The 21,486-nt window shown below is 34.2% G+C and carries 23 protein-coding genes, 4 pseudogenes and 1 other annotated feature; of the genes and pseudogenes, 18 read left to right on the forward strand and 9 right to left on the reverse strand.

The features are described 5' to 3' along the window. Window position 1 precedes the first annotated feature (1 nt). Window positions 2-994 carry an L-glyceraldehyde 3-phosphate reductase gene (gene mgrA / locus CCK98_RS15435; protein ID WP_088087389.1) on the forward strand — a complete coding sequence of 331 codons (993 nt, stop codon included), beginning with the start codon at window positions 2-4 and terminating at the stop codon, window positions 992-994. A 412-nt stretch (window positions 995-1,406) separates the two neighbouring features. Here mgrA and CCK98_RS15440 read toward each other — a convergent pair whose 3' ends face one another. The 4 genes and pseudogenes from CCK98_RS15440 to CCK98_RS15455 all read right to left on the reverse strand — a co-directional run bounded on the left by CCK98_RS15440 (window position 1,407) and on the right by CCK98_RS15455 (window position 3,956). Next, window positions 1,407-2,504 (reverse strand): molybdopterin-dependent oxidoreductase, encoded by a 1,098-nt coding sequence (locus CCK98_RS15440; RefSeq protein ID WP_088087390.1) that lies wholly within the window; start codon window positions 2,502-2,504, stop codon window positions 1,407-1,409. Between the two features lie 254 nt (window positions 2,505-2,758). Continuing rightward, a pseudogene (locus tag CCK98_RS15445) lies at window positions 2,759-3,043 on the reverse strand (tyrosine-type recombinase/integrase); the annotation flags it as partial. A 204-nt stretch (window positions 3,044-3,247) separates the two neighbouring features. Then, window positions 3,248-3,463, reverse strand: a complete 216-nt coding sequence (locus CCK98_RS15450; RefSeq protein ID WP_088087392.1) for a helix-turn-helix transcriptional regulator — start codon at window positions 3,461-3,463, stop codon at window positions 3,248-3,250. 10 nt (window positions 3,464-3,473) lie between these two features. Beyond that, window positions 3,474-3,956, reverse strand: a complete 483-nt coding sequence (locus tag CCK98_RS15455; RefSeq protein ID WP_088087393.1) for a DUF2975 domain-containing protein — start codon at window positions 3,954-3,956, stop codon at window positions 3,474-3,476. Between the two features lie 479 nt (window positions 3,957-4,435). On the opposite strand from CCK98_RS15455, the gene CCK98_RS15460 reads away from it, so the two are divergent. From CCK98_RS15460 to CCK98_RS15495, 8 genes and pseudogenes are all read left to right on the forward strand, one after another. Then, on the forward strand, window positions 4,436-4,747 hold the full coding sequence (locus CCK98_RS15460; protein ID WP_088087394.1) for a hypothetical protein: 312 nt from the start codon (window positions 4,436-4,438) through the stop codon (window positions 4,745-4,747). 80 nt (window positions 4,748-4,827) lie between these two features. Then, complete coding sequence (locus CCK98_RS15465; RefSeq protein WP_088087395.1) at window positions 4,828-5,658, forward strand: alpha/beta hydrolase; 831 nt, start codon at window positions 4,828-4,830, stop codon at window positions 5,656-5,658. Window positions 5,659-5,813: 155 nt separating this feature from the next. Next, on the forward strand, window positions 5,814-7,010 hold the full coding sequence (locus CCK98_RS15470) for an acetyl-CoA carboxylase biotin carboxylase subunit family protein (protein WP_088087396.1): 1,197 nt from the start codon (window positions 5,814-5,816) through the stop codon (window positions 7,008-7,010). Then, on the forward strand, window positions 7,001-7,738 hold the full coding sequence (locus CCK98_RS15475; protein WP_088087397.1) for an esterase family protein: 738 nt from the start codon (window positions 7,001-7,003) through the stop codon (window positions 7,736-7,738). Before CCK98_RS15470 ends, CCK98_RS15475 begins: the two co-directional genes overlap by 10 nt. A gap of 257 nt (window positions 7,739-7,995) precedes the next feature. Beyond that, window positions 7,996-8,183, forward strand: a pseudogene (locus CCK98_RS15480) (NUDIX domain-containing protein); the annotation flags it as partial. A gap of 359 nt (window positions 8,184-8,542) precedes the next feature. Next, window positions 8,543-9,187: a formylglycine-generating enzyme family protein gene (locus CCK98_RS15485; protein ID WP_179196020.1), complete on the forward strand. Its 645-nt coding sequence runs from the start codon at window positions 8,543-8,545 to the stop codon at window positions 9,185-9,187. A gap of 227 nt (window positions 9,188-9,414) precedes the next feature. Continuing rightward, window positions 9,415-9,918, forward strand: a complete 504-nt coding sequence (locus tag CCK98_RS15490; protein WP_088087399.1) for a DinB family protein — start codon at window positions 9,415-9,417, stop codon at window positions 9,916-9,918. Window positions 9,919-10,108: 190 nt separating this feature from the next. Continuing rightward, window positions 10,109-10,351: pseudogene (locus CCK98_RS15495) on the forward strand (GNAT family N-acetyltransferase); the annotation flags it as partial. A gap of 47 nt (window positions 10,352-10,398) precedes the next feature. Here CCK98_RS15495 and CCK98_RS15500 read toward each other — a convergent pair. After that, window positions 10,399-11,271: a MerR family transcriptional regulator gene (locus tag CCK98_RS15500; RefSeq protein WP_088087400.1), complete on the reverse strand. Its 873-nt coding sequence runs from the start codon at window positions 11,269-11,271 to the stop codon at window positions 10,399-10,401. A 120-nt stretch (window positions 11,272-11,391) separates the two neighbouring features. On the opposite strand from CCK98_RS15500, the gene norA reads away from it, so the two are divergent. The 3 genes from norA to CCK98_RS15515 all read left to right on the forward strand — a co-directional run bounded on the left by norA (window position 11,392) and on the right by CCK98_RS15515 (window position 14,488). Continuing rightward, entirely contained in the window at window positions 11,392-12,585 is a 1,194-nt protein-coding gene (norA, locus tag CCK98_RS15505) for a multidrug efflux MFS transporter NorA (protein ID WP_088087401.1), read from the forward strand. 190 nt (window positions 12,586-12,775) lie between these two features. Then, window positions 12,776-12,990 (forward strand) — a binding site (T-box leader). A gap of 53 nt (window positions 12,991-13,043) precedes the next feature. Next, complete coding sequence (locus CCK98_RS15510; protein ID WP_088087402.1) at window positions 13,044-13,613, forward strand: pyridoxamine 5'-phosphate oxidase family protein; 570 nt, start codon at window positions 13,044-13,046, stop codon at window positions 13,611-13,613. 428 nt (window positions 13,614-14,041) lie between these two features. Then, a complete protein-coding gene (locus CCK98_RS15515; RefSeq protein WP_088087403.1) occupies window positions 14,042-14,488 on the forward strand; it encodes a hypothetical protein in 447 nt (148 codons plus the stop codon). A gap of 338 nt (window positions 14,489-14,826) precedes the next feature. Here CCK98_RS15515 and CCK98_RS15520 read toward each other — a convergent pair. Further along, window positions 14,827-15,540 (reverse strand): annotated as a pseudogene (locus CCK98_RS15520) (response regulator transcription factor). Window positions 15,541-15,876: 336 nt separating this feature from the next. On the opposite strand from CCK98_RS15520, the gene CCK98_RS15525 reads away from it, so the two are divergent. The 3 genes from CCK98_RS15525 to CCK98_RS15540 all read left to right on the forward strand — a co-directional run bounded on the left by CCK98_RS15525 (window position 15,877) and on the right by CCK98_RS15540 (window position 17,994). Further along, window positions 15,877-16,371, forward strand: coding sequence for a GNAT family N-acetyltransferase (locus CCK98_RS15525; protein ID WP_088087404.1), 495 nt, complete (start codon window positions 15,877-15,879; stop codon window positions 16,369-16,371). Further along, window positions 16,328-16,789 (forward strand): VOC family protein, encoded by a 462-nt coding sequence (locus CCK98_RS15530; protein ID WP_256942360.1) that lies wholly within the window; start codon window positions 16,328-16,330, stop codon window positions 16,787-16,789. Before CCK98_RS15525 ends, CCK98_RS15530 begins: the two co-directional genes overlap by 44 nt. A gap of 779 nt (window positions 16,790-17,568) precedes the next feature. Then, window positions 17,569-17,994, forward strand: coding sequence for an ester cyclase (locus CCK98_RS15540; RefSeq protein ID WP_088087406.1), 426 nt, complete (start codon window positions 17,569-17,571; stop codon window positions 17,992-17,994). 99 nt (window positions 17,995-18,093) lie between these two features. Here the strand turns inward: CCK98_RS15540 and CCK98_RS15545 are convergent, their stop codons facing one another. Next, window positions 18,094-18,492 (reverse strand): hypothetical protein, encoded by a 399-nt coding sequence (locus CCK98_RS15545; protein ID WP_088087407.1) that lies wholly within the window; start codon window positions 18,490-18,492, stop codon window positions 18,094-18,096. Window positions 18,493-18,693: 201 nt separating this feature from the next. On the opposite strand from CCK98_RS15545, the gene CCK98_RS15550 reads away from it, so the two are divergent. Then, on the forward strand, window positions 18,694-19,254 hold the full coding sequence (locus CCK98_RS15550) for a hypothetical protein (protein WP_088087408.1): 561 nt from the start codon (window positions 18,694-18,696) through the stop codon (window positions 19,252-19,254). A gap of 161 nt (window positions 19,255-19,415) precedes the next feature. On the opposite strand, the gene CCK98_RS15555 is transcribed toward CCK98_RS15550, so the two are convergent. Both CCK98_RS15555 and CCK98_RS35430 read right to left on the reverse strand, forming a co-directional pair. Then, window positions 19,416-19,811: a DUF3224 domain-containing protein gene (locus tag CCK98_RS15555; RefSeq protein ID WP_088087409.1), complete on the reverse strand. Its 396-nt coding sequence runs from the start codon at window positions 19,809-19,811 to the stop codon at window positions 19,416-19,418. A gap of 289 nt (window positions 19,812-20,100) precedes the next feature. Further along, entirely contained in the window at window positions 20,101-20,307 is a 207-nt protein-coding gene (locus tag CCK98_RS35430; RefSeq protein WP_179195817.1) for a hypothetical protein, read from the reverse strand. 187 nt (window positions 20,308-20,494) lie between these two features. On the opposite strand from CCK98_RS35430, the gene CCK98_RS15565 reads away from it, so the two are divergent. Then, window positions 20,495-20,872: a hypothetical protein gene (locus CCK98_RS15565; RefSeq protein ID WP_088087410.1), complete on the forward strand. Its 378-nt coding sequence runs from the start codon at window positions 20,495-20,497 to the stop codon at window positions 20,870-20,872. Window positions 20,873-21,028: 156 nt separating this feature from the next. Next, the gene (locus CCK98_RS15570; protein ID WP_088087411.1) at window positions 21,029-21,373 is read left to right on the forward strand and encodes a hypothetical protein; all 345 of its coding nucleotides are present in this window, start codon (window positions 21,029-21,031) and stop codon (window positions 21,371-21,373) included. Window positions 21,374-21,486 lie beyond the last annotated feature (113 nt).

Raw genomic sequence — 21,486 nt, forward strand, 5'->3', positions numbered from 1 at the left:
CATGGTTTACCAAGCAGATCAAACTCGATATGACAATATGAAATATAATCGAAGCGGACATTCCGGTCTTCAGCTCCCAGCCATATCACTGGGCTTATGGCATAATTTTGGTGGTGTTGATACATATGAAAATGGCCGTGCCATGCTTAGACGAGCATTCGATTTAGGTATTACACATTTTGACTTAGCTAATAATTATGGCCCACCTGCAGGATCAGCCGAAGAAATGTTTGGTAGGATGCTAAAAACAGATTTTGCTCCATACCGGGATGAAATGATCATTTCATCAAAAGCAGGGTATTATATGTGGCCAGGCCCTTATGGGGATTGGGGGTCAAGGAAATATCTCATTTCAAGTCTAGACCAAAGCCTAAAGCGAATGGGGTTGGATTATGTTGATATTTTCTATTCACATAGACCTGATCCAAACACGCCACTTGAAGAAACGATGGGGGCATTAGACTCAATTGTTCGCCAGGGTAAAGCATTATATGTTGGAATTTCAAGCTACAGTGCTGAACAAACAGATGAAGCAATCAAAATATTGAATCAATTAGGCACTCCTCTTGTCATTCATCAACCTAGCTATTCGATGCTGAATAGATGGATTGAAGATGGCTTGCAAGATGTTTTGCAAGAAAACGGTGTTGGATCGATCGCCTTTTGTCCATTAGCACAAGGATTGTTAACCAATAAATACTTGCATGGGATTCCTACTGATTCTAGGGCATCAAAATCAACAGGCGCATTGGGTACTGATCAAGTAACGGAAGTTGTAATTAATCGTGTCCAGCAGTTAAATGTAATCGCTGTAGAACGTGGTCAAAACCTGGCACAAATGGCCCTAGCATGGGTATTAAGAGGTGGTAAAGTTACATCCGCCCTGATCGGTGCAAGCCGTGTAAGCCAAATTGAAGAAAACGTTGCAGCATTAAATAACCTAGGTTTCTCTGAAGAAGAATTGAATCGTATTGAAGATATCCTAAAAAGCTAAAACTCAAGTAGCCTGCCTGATGCATCAAGGCAGGCTTTTTTGTGCCTTAATGCGTTAATCTGATATGCAATAGTATCTATTTTGGAGTGTATAAACCCAATTTATAAATTTGATTTAAATGATAATCAACTGAATTGAATTGAGTATGTGAAGAATTATACTTAAACAAACGGGTGCAAGAGTGAAATAAAGCAACGCAATCGCATTGCTTATTTTATTTAAAAATACTTTCTATATAATTCCTGCCTGATACTTCCGCTTTTCACGATTATCCAGATATCGTTTTAACCAAATTTCGCAGCGGATAATTAAAATAAACCTTTATCCCACCTCTTTACTATCAGTGAGTTGGAGAGAAGGCTTAAATAAGTAAAAGCCGTAATTCCAAAAAGACCTTGTATTTTTTACTTGCTCAAAATGTTGCCTCAGCAGGATAGCCTCGTTGTTCCCAGTATCCTTGAATACGAGTGGATGCAAATTCAACACGATTTACCCATTTGATAGATTTGTACCCATACATTTTTGGCACCACCAATCGAAGCGGAAAACCTTGTTCGACGCGAAGCGGCTGATTGTCCATCTTATAAGCTAGAAGAACATCGGATTCCATCGCCTCTTTAAGGGATAAACTTTCTGTATAGACCCCATCAGCAGAATAGAAGGTGATGAATGAAGCTTCTGAAGTGGGTTTTACCAATGAAACAAGCTCGCGGATGCGAATTCCTTCCCATTCCACATCCGTTACCGTCCATCCCGTAACGCATTGGAAATTTTTGATCTGTTTTGTAACAGGTAAAGACGTCAATTGATCCAACGTAATGGATTTTTTAGTAGTTACTAGACCGTCAATTTTCAACTGGTACTTGTTGAGCGAGACCTTTGGATAGTTGTCTGTCACAGTAAAATATTCCGGAAACACATGTATCCCCGGTCTCGAATCTGTTGATACTTTCTCGCGTGTAGTGAAAAGCTTCGAGAAAGGAGTCATTGAAATTGCACCAATCACTAATCCTGAAACTCCCCATCGCAGAAATTGTCTGCGTTCTGAATCCATTTTTTTCGTCACGTAAGTTTGGGGATATTGTGTTCCGGTTGCTTTGAAGAAACCATGCATGATAAACCAAATTCCTAAAAGATAAGACAAATTCCCATGCCAAGCGAAGGCAGCCTCTCTTATGCTTGCGGGAAACCAATTGACCTTCCACAAAGAAAATCCAGTTAAAACGATTGCTGTACCAAAAAATATTGGCATAAACCAGTCGACTTTTCGTATGCGGTTCACCTTTGGCAACTTCTTCACAATAGGAGAAAATAACGACAGAAAAAAAACGATTCCAAAGAAAATATGAGCATCATAAAGGAAGAATAGATACCGTATCAGCCTTACATGAAAAAATGGGATATTAAGAGCAAGTCCTGTTACCATGAGAACTAAAAAGGATACAATGGAATAATGGTGTAGCCATACATAATATTTCGTCCATTTCCCATGAGGAAACCATTTCTTCATTTTTCCCCCTCACAATCATTAGTATTTTGTTGAATTATAGCATGGAAAACTTAATAAAGTCTTAAAGCATTCTCCAATAAATTTGCTCCCATGGTCTTTTATATCTGGTATCCATCTTATTCCTATGGTTTTATTTCATCTAAAGCAAAAAACTATAAAATTAATCTAACATTTAATACTTTTTTCTTCTTCAAGTAACGGGGGCAAGAGTGAAATAAAGCAACGCTATCGTGAGATGCGTTGCTTATTTATTTCTAAAAAAACTTCCTATATAATTCTTGTCTTATGCTGCCACTTAACTGGGCATATATCCGGGTGGTTTCACTTTTTTCATGACCTAATAGGCATTGAATAACATCTAGAGGTGCTCCATTATTCAATAAGTGGGTTGCATAGCTGTGCCTTAGTTGGTGCGGATGAATGTATTTGTTAATGCTGGCGCGGTTTGGAATCCGCTTAATAATGTATCGCATCTGGGAAATACTCATTCGATGAGGATTCCGTTCCGTGACAAAAATAGCAGTGTCCCTGTCTTCACGATGGGATGGCTGCGGCTAACGGGTTCCCTTTTGAGGTGCAAACATTGCAAATCACATCATCACTAATATCAATGGCATTCTCAATGGAATTCTCTAATTAAATAACAATAATAAACGCAGAGAAGGGATAGCTTAATCGCTATCTCTTCATCTTAATTTCACTATCTAATCCCGTTGGTTGAAGAAAGTTGTTGTCTGTTTTTATTAAGTGTCTTCGTCGCTTTTGTACTCCAAAATATCACCTGGTTGACAATCTAAAGTCTTACATATCGCTTCTAATGTTGATAAACGAACCGCTTTTGCTTTCCCATTTTTCAGAATGGAAAGATTCGCCATCGTAATCCCAACCCTCTCCGAAAGCTCCGTTACGCTCATTTTTCGTTTTGCTAACATCACATCTATATTAATAATAATTGCCATATCCTCCACCTCAGACCGTTAAATCATTTTCTGATTTTATATTAATAGCTTCTTGTAAAAGTCTTTGGAGAACAGCAGCAAAAACGGCGATCACCATAGAGGCGAAAATAATGACCAATCCGATTGGTATGAAACTTGGAGGGTCAACTCTTTCCGCCATGAGATAGTAGAGTGGCATACCTAGCAGGTACAAGGTACTGATCGTGATGGCACAGTATTTTATATTCTTTAAAGCCTTTACCGATAATTCCGAGAACGCTTGGTTCTTATCAATATAGCTTAAAAGTTTAAAAGCTTGATACAGAGCAAAGTAAAAAGGTATCGCTGCCGCATAAATATCGATTAAAACGAGAGATTTCATATAAGCAATATCTGGATACAATTCTCCAGCAAAATTCCCGATCTTAGGCACCAAAAATATGCACAATGCAAGAACTGGGATTCCTATAAAAATAACAGCTAGCTTTAAAAAGAGTGTCGTAACTTGTTTCATAAAAAGCACCTCGCATATTTAATGATAACATGATTTTATCATATTGTTTATCGATTTACAATAAAATCATATTGTTTTTTATTATATTATTATTGTTATTGAAATATGCTTTTAATTTTGACAAAATAAAAAGCAATTCTCATTACAAAGAAATGCTCTTACTTTAAAATGTTAAATTTACAACTTGTTCAACAAAACTTCCAAATAGTTTAATAAAGTAAATCAACAACGAAAGATAACAGAACCTACTTAAAATAAATAATATCCTTCATCGTAAATTGTTTATCGGCAATCCCCATCTTTGAGCTGGTGAAGCTGCGGCGATCCCCTTTTTAAATTGTGCTAACGGAGCAGGTTAGGAAGAAGGAATCGTGATTTTAATGTAGAATATTTCTCTGAGGAGTGATTCTATGGATATATGATTTTCGTTTGTTTTAGACACAGATGTACCAACTGGACCAGAATATTATGGATCTTATATGAATGGTTATATAACAGGTAATTTAAATATTTATAAAGATGAAAAATTATTTTTCGAAGAACCATTTACCAACCTAGCAGAACTAGGATGGAAACTGGGCAAATGGTTACAAAAGATTCGTAGTGGTGTTAGAGAGAATATGGACTTTGATACCATTGACCATGACGAGGCTATAATCAACTTTCTATATGAGGGTGAAGATAATTGGAGAATTTATTCAATTTGGCAAGAGTTTGAAACAGACAAATACATTTATTTCCACAACTGTATTAGTAGAAGCTGTAACACATTATCTTCACGAATTGAATAAGGAACTTCACTCAATTGATTACTTTGTTACTCTGGATAAGGACCTTTAGTAAGTAATATCAAAGGAGTGAGGAAGGTAAAATGAATCAATCCTATTTTTATTTAAAACTAGAAACACATCAATTACATATGTCTTATAAAAATGAAAAACGTCGCGTGCGTGTTTTATTGCCGAAAAATTATGATAAAGATGAGGCTAAAAATTATCCAGTTGTCTATATGCATGATGGACAAAATGTTTTCTACAGTAGTGAAGCTTATAGCGGGTATTCATGGAAAGTTATTCATGCAATTAAACAAAACCCCGATTTTCCGAAGATGATTGTTGTTGGGATAGATAACGCTGAACAAGATCGAATTAATGAATATACGCCTTGGAAAATTACTGAAAGCCCACTTCCTGAAGATTTTGAACTAGGCGGAAGAGGCGCGGAGTTTGCTGAGTTTGTCATGACAGTCGTGAAGCCGTTTATCGATAAGCATTACCGAACTAAATCGGATAAATATCATACAGCGATGATTGGCAGTTCACTTGGAGGAAATATTTCGGCTTTTATGGGTATTGAATATAAAGATCAAATTGGTGGTTTAGGCATTTTTTCTTTAGCCAATTGGATTACAAGTAAAGCCTTTGACAGTTATATTGCTAGAAAAGAGTTGGATCCTGAACAACGCGTGTACATTCAAGTTGGGACTCAGGAAGGCGATGATGCCGATCGACAATTGATGTATGGTAATATAAAGCAGGCATATATCGATTGCTCGCTTAAGTATTATAAACAACTGATAAAAGGCTCTGTTCCAATTGATAGCATTCGTTTAAATATTTTTGCGGATGAAGAACATAATGAAAAATCTTGGGCAAAACACTTGCCAGAATGTTTACGTTTCTTAAGTGAGAAGTGGTCTTGAATGAACTGAATAATTATATTTGACTGAATTTGATCATGGGAGGAATCTATCACTTTTTTTGAATATTTTTGGAAGTTTAGATTGATTAAATTGGAATAATTGTACCTTAGTCGTGAAAATAATGAATTTTTTGATTCTGAGAAAGGAGCTTTTTTATGAATTATATTTTGATATCACCATATTATCCAGGTAATTTTCAGTCATTTGCTCATCGTTTAAAAGACGCAGGTGTCAATGTTTTAGGAATTGGCGAAGAGCCATATGACCAATTAGGTTCCGAATTACAAAACTCTTTAACAGAATATTATCGTGTGAATAATTTAGAAGATGTAGATGAAGTGAAACGTGCTGTTGCATTTTTATTTTATAAACATGGTCCAATTGACCGCATTGAATCCAATAACGAATACTGGTTAGAACTTGATGCTCAGTTGCGTGAGCAATTTAACGTGTACGGCAATAAAACGAATGACTTGAAAAAAGTTAAGTATAAATCTGAAATGAAGAAGCTGTTTAAAAAAGCAGATGTGCCTGTTGTAGAAGGAAGAATCGTTAAAACTAAAACGGAGTTATCTAAAGCCATTGATGAATTAGGACTGCCAGTTATCGCTAAACCGGATAATGGAGTTGGATCAGCTGCAACCTTTAAATTAAGTTCAGAAGAGGCTGTACGTCATTTTGAAGAAGAATGGGGAGAAGCACAAGTGTACTTCTTAGAACCATATGTCGAAGGAGGCGTGCTTTGTACATTTGATGGTTTAGTGGATCAGAAAGGGAACATTGTTTTCCAAACAAGTTTTACATATAATGTTCCAACTCTGGAACTCGTTAATGGTCAGTTGGATTTAGCTTATGTGATTCAAAAAGAAATTGATCCAAAGCTCGAAACTTATGGAAAGGCGATTGTGAAAGCTTTTGGCATGAAAGAACGCTTTTTCCATATTGAGTTTTTTAAATTAGAAAATGGGGATTATGTTGCACTTGAATACAATAACCGCTTGGCTGGCGGCTACACGATTGATATGTACAATTTCGCGTACTCCATTGATTTATTTGCTCAGTATGCTTCTATTGTGACAGGAGGAGAATTTAAGAAGTCCGATGCCAAAAACAAGTTTTGTGTCGGTGTAACACAGCGTGATGCGTATGAGTATAAACATGATACGAATGCTATTTATGAACGATTTGGCGACCGTGTGAAGTTTGAACAGCGCATGCCAGATGCGTTTGCGGAACTCCAAGGAAATCAATTTTATGCGATTAATGCAGATTCGCATGAAGAAGTGGATGACATTATCCGTTTTGTACATGAACGAAAAAATTTGGGAAAGGAGATTTTTCTATGCATGTAGAACAGTTAAACCATTGGAGTGGCGAATTAGGACGTGAAATGCTGTTAAACAGATATGGACACAGTGGCATGCCAATCGTAGTTTTTCCTTCATCTGGAGGGACGCATTCTGAATACTATGATTTTGGAATGATTGATGTGTGTCATGACTTTATTGAATCCGGAAAAGTTCAATTTTTTACATTGGCTAGTATAGATAGCGAAAGTTGGCTGCACGACTCAAAACCGGCGCATGACCGTGCATTAGCTCATGAGGCATATGACCGTTATGTGATTTCAGAAGCTATTCCATTTATTAAACATAAAACAGGTTGGTTTGATCCAATTATGACAACGGGGTGTAGTATGGGGGCATATCATGCGTTGAACTTTTTCTTGAGACATCCGGATGTCTTCCAAACAACCGTTGCACTAAGCGGTGTTTACGATGTGCGTTTCTTTTTTGGGGATTACGGAAATGATCCGCTTGTATACGAAAATTCACCGAGTGATTACATATGGAATCAAAATGACGGCTGGTTTATTGATCGCTATCGTTCAGCAGATATCATTATTTGTACCGGGCTGGGTGATTGGGAACAGGATGGGCTGCCTTCATACTATACATTAAAAGAAGCCTTTGAAGAAAAACAAATTCCAGCTTGGTTTGATGAGTGGGGCGAAGATGTTTCGCATGATTGGATTTGGTGGCGACGCCAAATGCCGTATTATTTAGGAAAATTACTTTAATAAAATGTCAAAAAAACATCAGTACGGTTGAGTCGCTGGTGTTTTTTGACACGGGATTTTTTGATTTTTAGGTAATAAATAATTGATTTCGTATTGAGACAATAACAAGTTCATCTCTCCCTAAAAATTCTTTTTTTCTGGAATTATTGACCGGATTATCGAAATCGAAAGGGCAGCTCTTAATAGCTAAAGGAGAAGGAGACTAGAATAAGTATGTAGAAATATAGCAGAAAGATAATTTTAAAGGGATGTAGGAAATGGAGAAAACAGAAAAGTACCACAGAGCTTTTGGTGTATATGGTATTTGTTTTGAAAATGGGAATCTTTTAGTAATAAACAAGAATGGTGGACCATACATAAATCTTATGACCTTCCAGGAGGAAGTTTAGAAGAACCAGAGAGTTTAACAATTGCAGTGAAAAGAGAGTTTCTTGAAGAAACTGGTTTCGAATGAGAAAGTTTGTTGAGAAAAATCAAAAAATAGGACGAAAATATTTTTAGTCTTCCGCAAGCCGGCGCGATTCTTTATCAGGGATCGCTTTCTTTATTGAGTTAAACAATAGGCGGCAGCGGCTGCGGGCCATTTTCTTGAATAACACTCAATAAGGAAATTGGATATTTATGTTAAAGTATATAAAAGATTTTGAAAAAGTGTACTCAAGCTAATGAAGCAGTTATCTGAAAAAAAACAACGTATTTTTTGTATTGATTTAATGGTTCTAAACGAGGTGAAATTTGTAAAATCAAATTTAATAGGAGGAAGGTAGAGTGTCAAATGAAACAAAGAGTTACATTGACTATCCAATGGCAAAAATTCCAGGAGGAGAAATAGATTTAAGAGACGATAGAATAAAAAGCAAATGGAAAGCTGAAATAAGACCGTTTCTTCTTGGCAGGTATCCTGTAACTATGAGTCTGTACTATGCTATTACAAATAAATCACCTAATTCTTTTGACGGAGAGCTAAAACCGGTTGTAAATATTTCTTGGAATGATGCAATTTCTTTTTGTAATCTACTATCACAGAAAGCTGGACTAAAAGAGTGTTATTCTATAAGTAATGATGGTGAAAACATTATTTGTGATTGGGAATCAGACGGCTATCGACTTCCTTCAGAAGCAGAGTGGCAATATGCATGTAAAGCAGGGACTACTAGTTATAGATATGGAGAGCTTGATAAGATTGCCTGGTATAATGAAAATTCAGGAGGCAAAATCCATGAAATAGGAAGAAAGGAACCGAATGCATGGGGTCTGTATGATATGTTAGGGAATGTTTGGGAGTGGTGTTGGGATTTATATGATGAACAAGTGTACGGCTCCTACCGAATTTTTAGAGGTGGTAGCTGGGCTGAAGAGGCTAGGGGTTGTGGGGCTACGTGTCGTCGTCGTAGCCATCCGTCATTTTGCATAGAAGACCTTGGAATCCGTCTTGCCCAGTCTTTTTAAACAAACAAGCCAACTTTCGAGGTTTTACAGCTCAACGAACGGAGATCATTAGTGCAAGAAAATAAGCTGATTTTTAAATAAAATGTATTAGAGATTGTGAAGGTTTCTACTTAAACTATAGGGGAATAATAAATAAATAGAACAACAGAATTTATCGAAAAATTATTTATCTTTTAAGCATCAATTGTTTAAATCCGAAAAAACTATTGGAAATGAGGGACTTTAAGATGACACACCCCACATTAATAATGTACAACTACCACGTATGGGCAAATGGAGTTATAATTGATCGTTTAAAAGAACTTCCAAAGGAAATTTATCATAAGGAGATTCAGAGTGGTTTTTCTTCGGTATCAAAGGTGTTGTCTCACATTTATCTCACAGATTATGCATGGTTTGACATTATCTCAGGTAAAAGTATGAATGAAGCAATGGAGTTCACGAATCAATTAAGAGAACAGGTCGAAACGAAAAGTATTGAGGAAATGAAAAAAATATTTCTAGACTTATCTGAACGATACAAAGCACTTCTGAATAGTCAAGAAGATATTGAAAAGTTGATTGTGGTGGATAATCCATATGCTGGGTTGCTTGAAACTTCTATTTCTGAATCGGTACTACACGTTGTCACTCATGGATCATATCACCGTGGCAATATAGCTACTATGTTGCGGCAAATGGGACACACCTCCGTTATGCAAGATTTTGGACTTTACCTATATTCAAAATAGAAGAGAGTAAACTCAAGCACCAATCCACTTTAAATGGAACAGTTCTTCAACTAACGGGTGCTTGTGTTTAACAAAGGGTTGCTGAGGCGGCTCTTTTTTATTGAGCAAAAGGTCAGGTTAGTTCAACAAGAAATTACTTAAATGATAAAATTAAATTAATGTGATTTTTACATAAGTAGGGGGTAATAAAATGAAAATCCGTTTAGTAAAAGGTTCAGACTATTATACTATATCTCCATTAATCAATCAGTGGTGGGGTGGAAGAAATATGTCTGATATGTTACCAAAATTGTTTTTCGACCATTTTACAAATACAAGTTTTATTGCAGAAAAGGATGGACAAATTGTAGGTTTTCTTATTGGATTTCTCTCACATTCCGAATCAAATGAGTCATATATTCTATTTCCTGAAATCAGGATGGACCCCAACAAAATGAGTTTAACAAGAGTTGCTTAATGTCAAAATAAAAAAAGCTTGGGTTAAATTTTCCTAAGCTCATCTATACAAGAATTATTGTAGAATAAACTCTCTCGATCGACTTGTATCATAATTTTGGTGACGTAATGTTCCTTATGATTCATTACAACTGTATCATAAATATACTCTTCAAAAACATAATCACCTAAGCCTAAATTTAAACGTTCCATCTTTGAAAAAAGTCGCTTATATGTTTTATGTATTGTTTTCTCATCTCCTATATGATATCCACTGAGAAAATCACCCTTAACACTTTTAAAATACGGATATCCTTCCTTGGGATTTGGTTGCTCAATATATAAATAGCTATAATTAGTGAATTCTCCCTTTAATACTTGCTCCCGTTTCGTTATAACACCTATTGGATATCCTGTATCAAGTTGTGATACGTTCAATTCATTAATAAAATCTGAAACGACCTCTACAAATTCTTCATCGGTTATATTTTCAATATTTCTACTTAAATAAAGTGTTGCTTCTGGTAATTGTTCAAGCGTAACTTGATGAAAATCAAGGTGTGACGCTTCTTCCATTAATGCTATTTTTGCCTCGATAATTTTTTCCTTCGATTCAATCTCCTTACGTTTTTTCATAATCTCTTCTTTTTTTTGATACATTAAAGACAAAAAACTTTCAGGCGATTTATTTTGCGTATATTGTTGAATAGCTTTTAGCGACATACCAAGATCCTTTAATAAATCAATAACAAAGAATAGATCTATCTGGCGAATTGAATAATAACGGTACCCTTTTTCATTTTTCAATACCGGAGACAAAAGCCCTATTTGATCGTAAAAAAAAAGTGTTTGTTTGTTTACTTTGCAAAGCTTCGCGAATTCACCTGTAGTTAAATATTTTCCATTTTTTTTATTCATTTTTTACAGCTCCACCCTTGACTATATAGTTACTATATACACTAGGATGAAAATTGTAAACAAATGAAAACAATACAAGTAAGTTTGCGGGAATTAGTTTTGTTAAGGAGAATGTAAAAGATGAAGACTCATAAAGTCACCCTGGGATTATTATTAATAAATTTATTCATTGCCTTTTTGGGAATTGGTCTTGTAATTCCAGTCTTACCTACGCTTATGAATGAACTAGGCATTACTGGAACCACAGTTGGTTATTTAACAGCAGCGTTTGCAATTGCTCAATTGATTGTTTCACCATTTGCAGGGAAAGCAGCAGATAAATTCGGCAGAAAAATTATGATAGTATTTGGCTTATTTATTTTCGGCATCTCAGAATTTTTATTTGGGATCGGCAGAGAAATCGAAATGTTATTTATTTCTCGTATTCTAGGAGGAGTTAGTGCTGCATTCATTATGCCAGCTGTTACAGCATTTATTGCTGATATTACAAATCTTGATACTCGTCCTAAAGCACTCGGTTATATGTCAGCTGCAATTAGTACAGGATTTATTATTGGTCCTGGTATTGGTGGATTTTTAGCTGAATATGGAACACATATACCATTCTTCTTTGCAGGAGCACTTGGTACAATTGCGGCTATACTTTCTATTATTTTATTATCTGAGCCGAATCGTAAAGAAGATAATAATGAACAAGTCTCAGATGATAAGATTGGCCTCAAACGTATTATTGCACCAAAATATTTCCTTGCGTTTATTTTAATTTTTATTGCCTCGTTTGGTTTAGCAGCTTTTGAATCGTTCTTTAGTCTATTTGTGGACCACAAATTTCAATTTAAACCATCCGATATAGCCATTGTTATCACAGGTGGTGCAATTTTTGGTGCAGTTTCACAAGTCATATTATTTGATAGACTTACACGAATTTGGGGTGAAATTAAACTGATTCGATACAGCTTAATATTATCAGCCATACTTGTCTTTTTAATGACAGTTGTTCATTCATATTTCTCTATTTTACTTGTTACATTTATTGTTTTTGTAGGATTCGATTTATTCCGACCAGCAGTTACTTCTTACCTTTCAAATATCGCCGGGAACGAACAAGGTTTCGTTGGTGGAATGAACTCTATGTTTACAAGTTTAGCGAACATTAGTGGACCAATTCTAGGGGGTATATTATTTGATATAGATATTAACAGCCCTTACTACCTTGCGACTGTGATACTAGCTCTGGGAATAGTTATAACATTATTCTGGAAGAAGCCAGCAAATCATTCTTCTAACGAAGTGAGGGCTAGTGTAGCTAATTAATTAAACTGAAATAAAGACGACTAGTGTGAAACATTGTACTTAAACTAAAGGGTGCAAGAGTTTAAAAAGAGGTTGTTGAGACAACTCCCTTTTTTGTTGAACTAACGTGGCAGGTTAGTTAAAGAAGAAATAGAAAAATATGGTTGACATATTTTAGATCACATAATAATATTAAGAAAATTTCAAATATTAAAACGCAGTGACTGGGAGTTTTAAGGAATGTTTATTGTTTAGAGAGCTGTCGGTTGGTGAAAGACAGTCAATAAAGTCTCCAACTCAATTACGAGTGGTGAGACTGATATGTGGTCTTAACGGTTGACATCCGTAATCAGTTATAAAGTGGATTTGTTTAATAAGCAAATCAAAAAGAGTGGTACCACGAAGATAAATCCTATCGTCCCTTATGAGATGGTAGGCTTTTTATATTAAACAATAGTTTCAACAAGGAGGAATATTTTATGGGAACAGTTTATTCATCGATACTTCCAAACCACGTAGAATTTATAAGAAAGCAACGAATTTTTTTCGTTGGTTCAGCACCTCTCTTAGAAGACGGACATGTTAACATTTCCCCAAAAGGTCATGATGTAATGCAGATATTTTCTCCAACAGAAGTCGCTTATTTAGATTTAACTGGTAGTGGAAATGAAACAAGTGCACATTTAAAAGATAACGGTAGAATAACATTTATGTTCATAGCTTTTGAAGGTCCCCCGATGATTTTGCGACTTTATGGAAAAGGTAAAGTGATATTACCTAGTACACCTGAATGGGATGATATGTCAAAGCATTTTGACATCCTTCCTGGTACTCGACAAATTATTCATGTAGAGATAGAAACGGTAAAAACATCATGTGGATTTAGTGTGCCATTTTATTCATACAATGGTGAACGAGATACTCTTCAACAGTGGGCTGCTAATAAAGGCGAAGAAGATTTAGAAGAATACCGTAAAAAGAAAAATTCTATAAGTATGGATGGCATAGTTACACCTATAGGAGATAGTATAACTAAAAGTTCTTGTTAAACTACCATGAAAATAACTTTCTTCATGATTAGAAAAATGACAATGCTTAAGAAGACCCTGCTCAATCCTAAAAAAAAGAGGAGAGCGATAATTAATAAGTCTATGGATTAGGGTTGACTGGATAAAGGTCAGTAACAGTATTGACACTTCCTAACCATTTTCATTCTCTGTGGTGCAGCACTGATTTTGTGCTGCATGGATGGCTAACGGGTGCTTATGTTAAACAAAGGGTCGCTCCGGCGACTTTTTTTCTTTTTCCACTAACGGAGCAGGTTACTTGAATATGGATGGGTAAAAATATGCGATACCAAACTAGGTATTGTATTTTTTTATAACTGATATTCACCTCTTTCGTGTTTATGCCTATACAAATTCTAATGTCACTAATATAAATAGTGTAATCTTTATGAAAGAAAGGAAGGAGAATAATGGGAGTTGAACCACATAAAGCACAACAGTCAGTTTTTATGGCTGCTGCCACCACTTCACAAGAAGTGGGTCCTGCAGACATTAAACAAATTATGTATCCAGATCAAATACTTGATTTGAACAATGAATATAACCCAGGTACATCGACATTTGAGCCAAAACAAGATGGAGTATATTTTATAATAGCAAGACTTGCTTATGTTCCTGATGTTGGTACAAAGTATAGTGTGAAGATGTTTATCATTATTAACGATGAAAATGTAGCAGCTACTGATAATGATTTTATTGGTGCACCATTGACAAATAATAATCATGTGAGTGTTTCTACTATAACCCAATTATCTAAGGGTGATAGAGTACAAATTTTTGCCCAAGCTATCACTGATGGTAATACTGATCCTGACCCATCTCTCACGCATTTTGAAGCAATTAGATTCCCATTATGAATGTAAATGAATAAGTTCAATATAAAATAATTATTAACTTTGGTGGCTAAAGTACACCTTTAGTAAACTAAAGGGCTTGAGTTCAGGAAGATAAGGCTGTTGCCCGCAGCGTTTTTCTTATGATATAATTTTTTTCTTCTTCAACTTAGGGTGCAAGAGTTTAAGATCGAGCTGCCAAATTGGTGGCTTTTTTCTTATTGAATTAAAGGGGCAGATTAGTATTACAAGGATTGAAGCCTTATTGAGGGGTTAATTTAGCACCAAATGAATTGAAACATTATTATTTTAAAATACTTAAGGTGTTAGTGAAATTAGTAACTCAATCCGAAATTTTGTCATTATCCTTTTGGCTCCTCCAATTTATAACCAATTCCACGAAGTGTTTTGATATAAATTGGTTTTTTCGTTTCCTCTTTAATTTTTTCTCTTAAACGAGAGATATGTACATCAACAATTCTAGGAACGCCAGAAAAATCATAATTCCAAACAGCGTTGAGTAATTGTTCACGCGTTAATATTCGGTTCTTGTTATGAGCCATATAGAGGAGAAATTCAAATTCCTTAACTGTTAACTCTAGGAGATTTTCTTGAAAGTAGGCTTCAAATTTCTCAGGATATATTTTTAATTTACCAATTATTATTTTCGTCTCTTCTTTTCCATTGTCATTAGCAGCTACCGTTTGAATCTGAGTCCTTCTAAGGAGGGCTTTTACTCTTGCCAGTAGTTCTCTCAGGCTAAATGGTTTTATCATATAATCATCAGCGCCAAGCTCAAATCCTAATATTTTATCAAGTTCATCATCTTTAGCAGTAAGCATTAAAATAGGAGTCATGATCTTTTTTTGTCTAAGCTGCTTGAGTACATCCATTCCATTTAATAGTGGAAGCTTTAAATCTAATACGATAATATCTGGTGACTCGGTTTCAGCTAGTCTTTTTCCCTTTTTACCATCCATGGCCGTTATAACTTCAAAACCAGCCTACTCCAAATTATATTGAAGCAAAGTAACTATCGACTCTTCATCATCGACAACAAGTATTTTATTTTTCATATTATCCCCCACTATACAAGTTACACCCATATTAAATAAAGAATACCTATTGTCTAATAATCATATTCTGTGAAAGATTATCTAATGCCTTGCCCTTGAATTTCTAAGTTATATTACTGGTGTTGCTTTTGATGAAATTACAGGAATATGGTCATATGCTGTTTTTATTTTCGAAAAAAGAATAGTTTATTCGTTTCGTGAAGCAATTTAGAAACGACAGGTGAATACTACAAGGAAGGGGAATCTTAATTGGATTTCTTCTTTCACTACCATGAAAATAAGTTTCTTCAAGATTAGAAAAATGGCAATTCTAAACAAGTCACAAGGAGAGATACTTTGAGAATAATTAGAGAAGCAAGAAGCGAGGATATGAAAGTAGTCTATATGATGGGTTATGACGTTTGGGGAGAGAATATGCTTTCTAAAGATTATTTAACTATGTGTCAAGATTCCAGTAAGTACAAAAGGGGGAAATGGTATGTATTAGAAGAAACAGAAACAAAAGAGTTGTTGAGTTCGCTAATTGTATATGAGCTAAATCCTTCAGAAAACCTAATAGTAAGAGGGATTGGTTCTATCGCCAGTCCTTTACATTTAAGAAAAAAAGGGTATGCTTCATTATTAATTAATGCAGTGATAAACGGTTTGGAGCAAAAAGAAAATTGTAATAATTTTTTCCTTTACAGTGAAATTGGGTCAGACTTTTATAAAAAATTTAATTTTATAGAAATACCTGCATCTAAGCAAAAATATAAGGATAGTATATGTATGTATTATTCAAAAGAAAATGATATTGAGTCCATATCTTTTAATATTCCTAACTATTTTTAATGAATTCATTGTTAAACTACCTGAAAATAAGTTTCTTTCTTCTGAATGGTATGTAAACAAATTGGGGGCAGAGTTAAGTACTAAAGACGAAGACAAAGCAATTCTTAATTTTGCGAACCAAAGTATTTTCCTTGTTAAATCTAAAGAAAATCAAAGCTCAAATTTCTATGATATTTTCGGTGCCGAACGATTTTCTATAACATTTGAAGTTAATGGATTAAATGCTTTAGAAGCCATACATAGAGATTATAGCGATAAACAAATTAGAGTTGGTGTAATTGAAAATGGAGGACATTCTGGAAGGAATTTTGTTTTCTTTGTTTTAGATGGTAATAAATTTGATGCATGGAGTGAATTAAGTCCAATTTTCAAAGAAAAATATCTTATCTCGCAATTGAAAAGACTATTTTCTTTTTGAGATAACGGGTGCAGGAGCTGAGTGAGCAACTCCTATTTGACTAACTGACTGTTTAGATCTATAAAAAATACCAATGTACAATAATTCCAGTAAACTAAGGAGATTTATAGAAGTATGGAAAAATATGAAGATACCTTATTAGAGATTGTAAATAAAAGTGAACCTTTAAGAAGGGGTTTTAAGGTTCTGCAACACTCAGAATTCCCCTCTTGATTACTATATTGGTGCAGGATGTATTACAAACACTGTATGGAACTACCAATCTGGTTTTCCTCTTATTTGTTGAGAGGTTTCTTCAACTAACGGGTGAGTATAGTTCAAGAAGGAATATATTATGTGTTATAATTTGGATAAATTATAAAATAAAGGGAAGGTGATATTGTGAGAAGATTTATCCTAATCTTATTGCTTTTGATTAATGTTTTTTACATAGCGAATTACCTTATCAATTTTGAATCTTTTGCATTTAACAATCTATGGATTGTTTTTTTTATCATAAGTTTTGGTTTATCCATTCTTTTTTTGTTTCGTTCCAAAAAGCAATCTGCTTATAATCCTTTATTATCAATTGCAGTTTTAGTGGCAAGTATTAGTTCTTTAGGGGCCTTTGGTTTTCAATATTTATTATCTAACCTTATGGGATAACAGATTTTCAAATAACGGGTGCGTTTCTACTTTAAGTGGAGACGCTTTTTTACTAACGGGGCAGGTTAGTTGAATAGCAATAATAGAAACAATTCTGGTAGAATAAGCTTTGAAATAAATATGGAGGTGTTCAAATGACACCCGAACAAATAATTAGAAAATTTTTTGAAGAAGTACGATCAGGTAAAAATCCTGACTACTCAAATCAATTAATGTCCGTACAAGTATTGGCTCATCAAATTGTATCCGAAGAAGAACAAACAGTCTTAAGGACGCCTAAAGATTATGCTGAACACGTAAGAGAAATGATTGAAGCCTATGGTAATTATTCTTTAGAAATCCAAGAATTATTGGTACAAGGAAATAAAGTATATGTCCGCTGGAAACAAGTAGGTGCACACGTAGGAGTAGTCGATGGATATCAGCCTACAGGACTTCCAATAACTCAAATGACAAGTGCTGTATATAAGATAGAAGATGAAAAAATTTCAGAGTATTGGATTCAAATTGATAGGTCAGGAGTTCAAAAACAATTAGAGTACAATAAACATATTAAATAGTTATTTAATATTCCAAAGTGTTAGGATAATAAACTCTTCTTCAACTAATAGGGGCAATTGTGGAAGAACGACGAATGCTGCGGCTATCCTTTTTTGTTATTAAGCTAACGGTGCAGAATAGTTTAATACAAAAAGCCTTAATCTCTTTAAAGGATTTAAGGCTTTCTCGTGAAAATCATTTTCTAATTTGCTTTTGTTGAGGATGTTTCCAAATATATTTCTTAATGTAACCATATAATTAAAATGAGTTAGTGAACTATATATGGTCGCAAAGGGAGTCAGGTTCATAAGTTGAAACGCATCTCCTCTTTCCATATGTGGATAAACATAAAAAGGGAAAGGAAAGAGGGTTAAGGAATAGATAAAAATTACTGAAAAATAGAAAAGAGCTTTAATTAATTCGATTTTTAACGAGAGTTGCTTTTTAACTGCTAAAACTACAACTCTGTAAATTATCCAAGGAATAGCTAAAAATATTAGTGAGTCTAATCTAATCATTTTATTTATCTCCCCACCAGCGCAGTTATTTCTGTTTATCATCTTATCATAAATTCTTCAACAAACGGGTGCTTTAGTTGAGTAAAGGGGTTGGCTGTGGCAATCCATTTTTCTTATTGTTATAAAAAATAGTTATTCGTTTAGCAATTGTTCTGAAATACTTATATCGTACAAATACCATATAAGAAGAGGAGTTCAGATATGGTTAAGGATATTAGGTTTAAATTTATGCCCTATTATGATGATATGGATGCGGAGGATTACCATAACTTTGATTTGTGGGGAAAACTAGATATATTAATTGACGGTGTATCGTTTTTTAGTAATTATAATTACCCTGAAAATGGTGGTCCATTGAGAATGACAAAAGAGGGATTTGTAGGTCAACTTGCTACTTTTCTTGCGGTGTTACCTGAAGTGCCTCAAAGATTATTGGATGAAGAGACAGTTGTTGTTGAGGATGATTCAACAAGTAAATGTCTTGTGTTTTCCTTGGGAGAAAATATAGTTTCATTTGCAATTTGTGAATATGAGTCCACGTTACCTCCTTGGCAAAAAGGAATATACTACGATGGTATAGGAGTATCTCATTCGGAAAAAATTCCCCAAACCGATAAAAATATTATAGAAATTATTCAATTTAATCAAGGATTGAAAAATGGGTTACAAAATTTTATACAAGAACTTATTGAACAATATCCAAGTATTATTAAAGATGAGAGTTTCATAAATATAAGAAATACAGTAGACAGTATCAATTAGAATGTTTTTGCTTGTTAAGCTAACGGGTGCTTGAGTTTAAGAAAATAAGGCTGTTCCAACAGCCTTTTTCTTATTCCACTAGCGGAGCAGGATAGTTGAGGAATCTCTTTCGACGAAAAGGACATTCCTGGTAGTACAGAGATGCCTTTTTTACGGTTTTATTAGAATTTAAAGTCTAGAATCATCTTACTGGTTTCACCTGTAAACTTATAATTATAAGACCCTTTTAAGCTTTCTAAATCACCGGTAGCTTTGATGATTGTTGCTGGAGAATCTAGATTTCCTTTATCAAATATTCCTTGCTCTATAGCCGTAAATGTCCCCTGTTTTCCCTTGTAAGTTCCTTCGAAATGCAGAAATCCGGAAATTTTAGAAGTGGCCACGTGACCATCATCTATAGTAGAGTCTATATAAAATAATAAATATTCAACAAAGGCTTTTCCTGTTAATTCACCCTCAATATCATATTCAACATGGGCAATATTAATAGGGAATTCTTTTCTAGTGTCGTCTACTGGCTTTTCATCCCATTTGCTTACTGAAAATGTTACCTCCATACGTAAATCTCCCTTCAGTATTAAATAGTAATTCACCTCTAGTATAATATCCAAAAAGTACCATTATCAATAATAGAATAGGATTGTTTTTATTAATTTTTCTTTACGAACTTTGTGAAATATTACACTTAAAGTAACGGGTGCAAGAGTTTAACACCCCACTACCATTTTGATGATTTTTTATTAGATAAGAGTTAAAAGAAGCAACACTCTTTAGAAGTATTGCTTTTGTACATTTGAGCCATTGGTTAAAAATATTTTCTATACAATTCTTGTCTAAGACTACCACTTAATTGGGCATAAATTTTTGTAGTTTCGCTCTTCTGGTGACCAAGTATTCTTTTAATTTGATAGTAGTAATTGTTTCGAGTTTTACATCCTCAAAATACCGTATCACCAACAACGCTTGAAGTTTATAGGCCTTTAAAGTCTGCTGGGAGAACCCTTCAATTCGTTTATCAGATTCATAAATTTCCCAGGCTTTTAATAATAGCAAAATACATCTCTCCCTAAAAATTCTATTTTTAGAGGAATTATTGACCTGATTATTAAATTTGATACAGTACGGCAATCTTCAACTAACGGAGCCGGTTAGTTCGATAGGTAATAATTCCCAGTATATAATGTAAGTTGAATTTTGAGAAAATGGAGTTTGGAAGACAAAAAATGAAGGCGGTTATTTAATGAAGAAAAACTTTTTTGCGATTCTAATGTATACGTTAGGTATTGTCGGGTTAATCATTACATTATTTATAATTAATAAAAACATTGATAATTCATTTGCCACTAAATTTGTACTTGGCTATTTGATTTTTCTTGTATTATTTGTTTTTTATTTCGTAATTGGAACGATATTAAATTTAAGTAAAATTGAATGGGTAGATATAAGAAAAAGATTATATAAATTCATTATTAGCTTTGTCCTAATTAGTTGTCTCGGTTTGATTTATTACTACTTTAAAAAACCATCAGAAATAAATTTTCAAAAGGTTTTATTTTTGCCTTTCGCTATATCCCTCGGTTCAGCTTTTTCTGATTTACCTTTCATCAAGAAAAAATAACTATTAACTTGATTAAGGCTATCGAATGCAAGAGTTGAAGTTCCAGTTACCATTGCAATTTGGTGGCTTTGTCTTATTCAGCTAACGCAGTTTACTTTAGTTAGAACTAGTTAAAAATATAATATTGAAAATTATTTTGTTTAGGCTGTGATTGGAATGTCAAATAGGGAAGAATTGCTTAAAATTATAAGTGAACTCGAAGATGACAAGATTAAAAAAGTCTTGAAAATAATTGAGCAGATGAAAAATTATGAACAAGAATATCATATTTCGTTTGAGGATTTTAAGCATAATCAATGGAGAATTGACTATTGGGAAAAAGCTCTTGAGGGAAAAGAATTTTCTTCCGTAGATCCCTATGGGGATACACATTTCTTTAAACCAAAAGAAGAAATGGACGTTAGGATGTATTATGACCTTGCATTAAAAGATTTTCAGGAAAGCAAAAGGAGATTAAATCTATTATTAGATTTAAAAAACTTTTATGACCCTGCTATTTAACTGATGGTTCAGCTTAGATTGTGAAGAAATATACTTAAACAAACTGGTGTAAGAGTTTAAAGATCCAGCTGCCATTTTGGCAGCTTTTCTTGTTGCACAAAGGGGCAGTATAG

This window comes from Bacillus sp. OV166, from assembly GCF_900177675.1.
In the GTDB taxonomy this organism is placed as follows: domain Bacteria; phylum Bacillota; class Bacilli; order Bacillales; family Cytobacillaceae; genus Neobacillus.